The organism is Branchiibius sp. NY16-3462-2 (assembly GCF_001594145.1).
Classification (GTDB): Bacteria; Actinomycetota; Actinomycetes; order Actinomycetales; family Dermatophilaceae; genus Branchiibius.
The window spans coordinates 1-5,639 of the sequence record NZ_LVCF01000017.1 but is presented as its reverse complement, the minus strand read 5'-3'; the positions used below and the strand labels follow the sequence as shown (position 1 = coordinate 5,639).

Below are 5,639 nucleotides of genomic sequence, written 5' to 3'. Positions count from 1 at the left end.
GCGTGTTTCTTGAGAACTCAATAGTGTGTCGAGTGATTGATGCCAATTGTTTTTTGATTGGTTGTCAGCGAATAATTGTTGCCTGACGTTTTTGACGTTGGGTGCTCTTGTCGAGTTTGATTGCCAGTTTTTGGATTTTCTGTTTTTTTGCGGAGAGTTTGATCCTGGCTCAGGACGAACGCTGGCGGCGTGCTTAACACATGCAAGTCGAACGCTGAAGCACCAGCTTGCTGGTGTGGATGAGTGGCGAACGGGTGAGTAACACGTGAGTAACCTGCCCTTCACTTTGGGATAAGCCTTGGAAACGGGGTCTAATACCGGGTATGACTGCGCATCGCATGGTGTGTGGTGGAAAGCTTTTGTGGTGGAGGATGGGCTCGCGGACTATCAGCTTGTTGGTGGGGTAATGGCTTACCAAGGCTTTGACGGATAGCCGGCCTGAGAGGGCGACCGGCCACACTGGGACTGAGACACGGCCCAGACTCCTACGGGAGGCAGCAGTGGGGAATATTGCACAATGGGCGAAAGCCTGATGCAGCGACGCCGCGTGGGGGATGACGGCCTTCGGGTTGTAAACTCCTTTCGCCATTGACGAAGCCCTTCGGGGTGACGGTAGGTGGAGAAGAAGCACCGGCTAACTACGTGCCAGCAGCCGCGGTAATACGTAGGGTGCGAGCGTTGTCCGGAATTATTGGGCGTAAAGAGCTTGTAGGCGGTTTGTCGCGTCTGCTGTGAAAGCCCGGGGCTTAACTCCGGGTCTGCAGTGGGTACGGGCAGGCTAGAGTGTGGTAGGGGAGACTGGAATTCCTGGTGTAGCGGTGAAATGCGCAGATATCAGGAGGAACACCGATGGCGAAGGCAGGTCTCTGGGCCACTACTGACGCTGAGAAGCGAAAGCATGGGGAGCAAACAGGATTAGATACCCTGGTAGTCCATGCCGTAAACGTTGGGCGCTAGGTGTGGGATCCATTCCACGGGTTCCGTGCCGTAGCTAACGCATTAAGCGCCCCGCCTGGGGAGTACGGCCGCAAGGCTAAAACTCAAAGGAATTGACGGGGGCCCGCACAAGCGGCGGAGCATGCGGATTAATTCGATGCAACGCGAAGAACCTTACCAAGGCTTGACATACACCGGAATCATGCAGAGATGTGTGAGCCTTTTTGGCTGGTGTACAGGTGGTGCATGGTTGTCGTCAGCTCGTGTCGTGAGATGTTGGGTTAAGTCCCGCAACGAGCGCAACCCTCGTTCCATGTTGCCAGCACGTAATGGTGGGGACTCATGGGAGACTGCCGGGGTCAACTCGGAGGAAGGTGGGGATGACGTCAAATCATCATGCCCCTTATGTCTTGGGCTTCACGCATGCTACAATGGCTCGTACAGAGGGTTGCGATACTGTGAGGTGGAGCGAATCCCTTAAAACGAGTCTCAGTTCGGATTGGGGTCTGCAACTCGACCCCATGAAGTCGGAGTCGCTAGTAATCGCAGATCAGCAGTGCTGCGGTGAATACGTTCCCGGGCCTTGTACACACCGCCCGTCAAGTCACGAAAGTTGGTAACACCCGAAGCCCACGGCCTAACCGGTTTTTCCGGGGGGAGTGGTCGAAGGTGGGATTGGCGATTGGGACTAAGTCGTAACAAGGTAGCCGTACCGGAAGGTGCGGCTGGATCACCTCCTTTCTAAGGAGCACTCACCCGCCCTGTCTTCGTGCAGGGGTTCACCGGGTGTAGAGAAGACACTTGCATCACCAACACCGGTGCCCGTTTGTGGGTGGTGGGTTGTGTGGTGGGTGTTGCTCAAGGGTGGAACATCAATCATGGTGCCTCGTGACCACGAGTGCCGGCTCGACCAACTAGTACTGCCAGGTCCTGTGAGGGACTGGGCGTGGAGGGTTGGTGGTGTTGGTGGGTGTGGTGTGGGGGTTTCGGCACACTGTTGGGTCCTGAAGAAACACGTCAGGGCGTTCTGGGCCTTCCGTTGTTGGGGGGTGTGGGGTGTTCGGTGTTTTTTCTGGTGTGGCACGCATGCTGCTGGTCCTGGGCTGGTTTCTGGGGTTGGTGGTGTGGTGTGTGTGTTGTTTGAGAATTGCATAGTGGACGCGAGCATCTTGTTTTTATAGTGTCTTTGTGAATTTTGGTTGCTGCCTGCACGTGTGTGTGGGTGGTGGTCAAGTTTTTAAGGGCGCACGGTGGATGCCTTGGCACCAGGAACCGATGAAGGCCGTAGTAATCTGCGATAAGCCTCGGGGAGTCGATAAACGGGCTGATCCGAGGGTTGCCGAATGGGGAAACCCGGCTGGAGTTATGTCCAGTCACCTGCACCTGAATGTATAGGGTGTGTGGAGGGAACGCGGGGAAGTGAAACATCTCAGTACCCGCAGGAAGAGAAAACAATAGTGATTCCGTGAGTAGTGGCGAGCGAAAGCGGATCAGGCTAAACCTGCGTTGTGTGATACCTGTCAGGGGTTGCGGCGTGGGGGTTGTGGGATGCGTTGTACTGCAGCTGACACTGTGGTGGGTAGTGATAAATCGCGCGTGTAGTCGAAGCATCTTGAATGGTGCACCGTAGAGGGTGGTGGTCCCGTAGACGAAACATGTGTGACTGCCTGAACGTTTTTCCCAAGTAGCACGGGGCTCGAGGAATCTCGTGTGAATCTGGCAGGACCACCTGCTAAGCCTAAATATTCCCTGGTGACCGATAGCGGACTAGTACCGTGAGGGAAAGGTGAAAAGTACCCCGGGAGGGGAGTGAAATAGTACCTGAAACCGTGTGCTTACAATCCGTCAGGGCCTGCCCCGTTGGGGGTTGGGTGATGGCGTGCCTTTTGAAGAATGAGCCTGCGAGTTAGTGCTCAGTGGCGAGGTTAACCCGTGTGGGGAAGCCGTAGCGAAAGCGAGTCCGAAGAGGGCGTTTGAGTCGCTGGGTCTAGACCCGAAGCGGAGTGATCTACCCATGGCCAGGTTGAAGCGCCGGTAAGACGGTGTGGAGGACCGAACCCACTTCAGTTGAAAATGGAGGGGATGAGCTGTGGGTAGGGGTGAAAGGCCAATCAAACTCCGTGATAGCTGGTTCTCCCCGAAATGCATTTAGGTGCAGCGTCACGTGTTTCTTGCCGGAGGTAGAGCTACTGGATGGCTGATGGGCCTCACCAGGTTACTGACGTCAGCCAAACTCCGAATGCCGGTAAGTGAGAGCGTGGCAGTGAGACGGCGGGGGATAAGCTTCGTCGTCGAGAGGGAAACAGCCCAGATCACCAGCTAAGGTCCCTAAGCGTGTGCTAAGTGGGAAAGGATGTGGAGTTGCTGTGACAACCAGGAGGTTGGCTTAGAAGCAGCCACCCTTTAAAGAGTGCGTAATAGCTCACTGGTCAAGTGATTCCGCGCCGACAATGTAGCGGGGCTCAAGCACACCACCGAAGCTGTGGCAATCACACACTTCCCTAGTGACCAGACTTGTTCTGGTTGTTCAGGGGTGTGGTTGGGTAGGGGAGCGTCGTGTCACCAGTGAAGTCCCGGTGTGAACCAGGGGTGGAGGTGACACGAGTGAGAATGCAGGCATGAGTAGCGAATGACGGGTGAGAAACCCGTCCGCCGAATAACCAAGGGTTCCAGGGTCAAGCTCATCTGCCCTGGGTAAGTCGGGACCTAAGGCGAGGCCGACAGGCGTAGTCGATGGACATCCGGTTGATATTCCGGAACCGGCGAAGGACCGCCCATATCGAGGCGAGGGATGCTAACCACCCGAACCAGTCACGTTCCGTCACCTTCGGGTGATGGTGTGGTTGGGGAGCGTGGGACCCGATCTCGTAGTAGGTAAGCAAGGGAGTGACGCAGGAAGGTAGCCTCCGCGTGGCGATGGTTGTCCACGTCTAAGAGCGCAGCCCGATCGGTAGGCAAATCCGCCGATCATCCAAGGGTGAGGCTTGATAGTGACCACGAATGTGGGAAGTAGGGTGATCCTATGCTGCCTAGAAAAACTTCTAGCGAGGTCCGAGCCGCCCGTACCCTAAACCGACTCAGGTGGTTAGGTAGAGAATACTAAGGCGATCGAGTGAATCGTGGTTAAGGAATTCGGCAAAATGCCCCCGTAACTTCGGGAGAAGGGGGGCCCCAACCCTGAAGCAGCTTGCCTGCTAGGGGGGAGGGCCGCAGAGACCAGGGAGAAGCGACTGTTTACTAAAAACACAGGTCCGTGCGAAGAAGTAATTCGATGTATACGGACTGACGCCTGCCCGGTGCTGGAACGTTAAGGGGACCGGTTAACACGTAAGTGTGAAGCTGAGAACTTAAGCGCCAGTAAACGGCGGTGGTAACTATAACCATCCTAAGGTAGCGAAATTCCTTGTCGGGTAAGTTCCGACCTGCACGAATGGCGTAACGACTTCTCCACTGTCTCAACCGCGAACTCGGCGAAATTGCACTACGAGTAAAGATGCTCGTTACGCGCAGCAGGACGGAAAGACCCCGGGACCTTTACTATAGCTTGGTATTGGTGTTCGGTACGGCTTGTGTAGGATAGGTGGGAGACTATGAAGCCGCCACGCTAGTGGTGGTGGAGTCAACGTTGAAATACCACTCTGGTCGTTCTGGGCTCCTCACCTCGGACCATGATCTGGTTCAGGGACAGTGCCTGGTGGGTAGTTTAACTGGGGCGGTTGCCTCCCAAAGAGTAACGGAGGCGCCCAAAGGTTCCCTCAGCCTGGTTGGCAATCAGGTGTTGAGTGTAAGTGCACAAGGGAGCTTGACTGTGAGACAGACATGTCGAGCAGACACGAAAGTGGGGACTAGTGACCCGACGGTGGCTTGTGGAAGCGCCGTCGCTCAACGGATAAAAGGTACCCCGGGGATAACAGGCTGATCTTGCCCAAGAGCTCATATCGACGGCATGGTTTGGCACCTCGATGTCGGCTCGTCGCATCCTGGGGCTGGAGTAGGTCCCAAGGGTTGGGCTGTTCGCCCATTAAAGCGGTACGCGAGCTGGGTTTAGAACGTCGTGAGACAGTTCGGTCCCTATCCGCTGCGCGCGTAGGAAACTTGAGGAGACCTGTCCCTAGTACGAGAGGACCGGGATGGACGAACCTCTGGTGTGTCAGTTGTCCCGCCAGGGGCACCGCTGATTAGCTACGTTCGGAAGTGATAACCGCTGAAAGCATCTAAGCGGGAAGCACGCTCCAAGATCAGGTTTCCATCACCAACACGGTGTGAAGGCTCCCAGCTAGACGACTGGGTTGATAGGCCGGACGTGGAAGCACAGCAATGTGTGGAGCTGACCGGTACTAATAAGCCAACAACTTGACCACACCACACCCACCCAGGTGTGCAGTGCGGCAACAAACCAAAACACACAGAAAACACTTCTTAAAGCGAACTGCTTGCGTCCACTATGCGAATCTGAAACAACACCCCACAACCCAACCCCCGGCCACAACACACCGGGACAGGGAAAAACAAGTGGAGCGTAACCATGTTTCACCAGGTTACGGCGGTCATAGCGAAGCGGGAAACGCCCGGAAACATCCCGAACCCGGAAGCTAAGCCCTTCAGCGCCGATGGTACTGCACCCGTGAGAGTGTGGGAGAGTAGGACACCGCCGAACAACCCTTCCCTTTCAGGGCCACCACACGGTGGCCCTGAAAGCATTT

The 5,639-nt window shown here is 55.8% G+C and carries 3 rRNA genes; all 3 read left to right on the top strand.

Annotation, left to right across the window (positions count from 1 at the left end):
- The first annotated feature begins 146 nt into the window (after nucleotides 1-146).
- The 3 genes from AZH51_RS05465 (at nucleotide 147) to rrf (ending at nucleotide 5,593) form a co-directional block, all read left to right on the top strand.
- Nucleotides 147-1,677, top strand: a 16S ribosomal RNA gene (locus AZH51_RS05465).
- 486 nt (nucleotides 1,678-2,163) lie between these two features.
- Nucleotides 2,164-5,297: ribosomal RNA gene (locus tag AZH51_RS05460) — 23S ribosomal RNA — on the top strand.
- A 178-nt stretch (nucleotides 5,298-5,475) separates the two neighbouring features.
- Nucleotides 5,476-5,593: ribosomal RNA gene (rrf, locus tag AZH51_RS05455) — 5S ribosomal RNA — on the top strand.
- Together the 16S, 23S and 5S rRNA genes form the textbook arrangement of a ribosomal RNA operon.
- Nucleotides 5,594-5,639 lie beyond the last annotated feature (46 nt).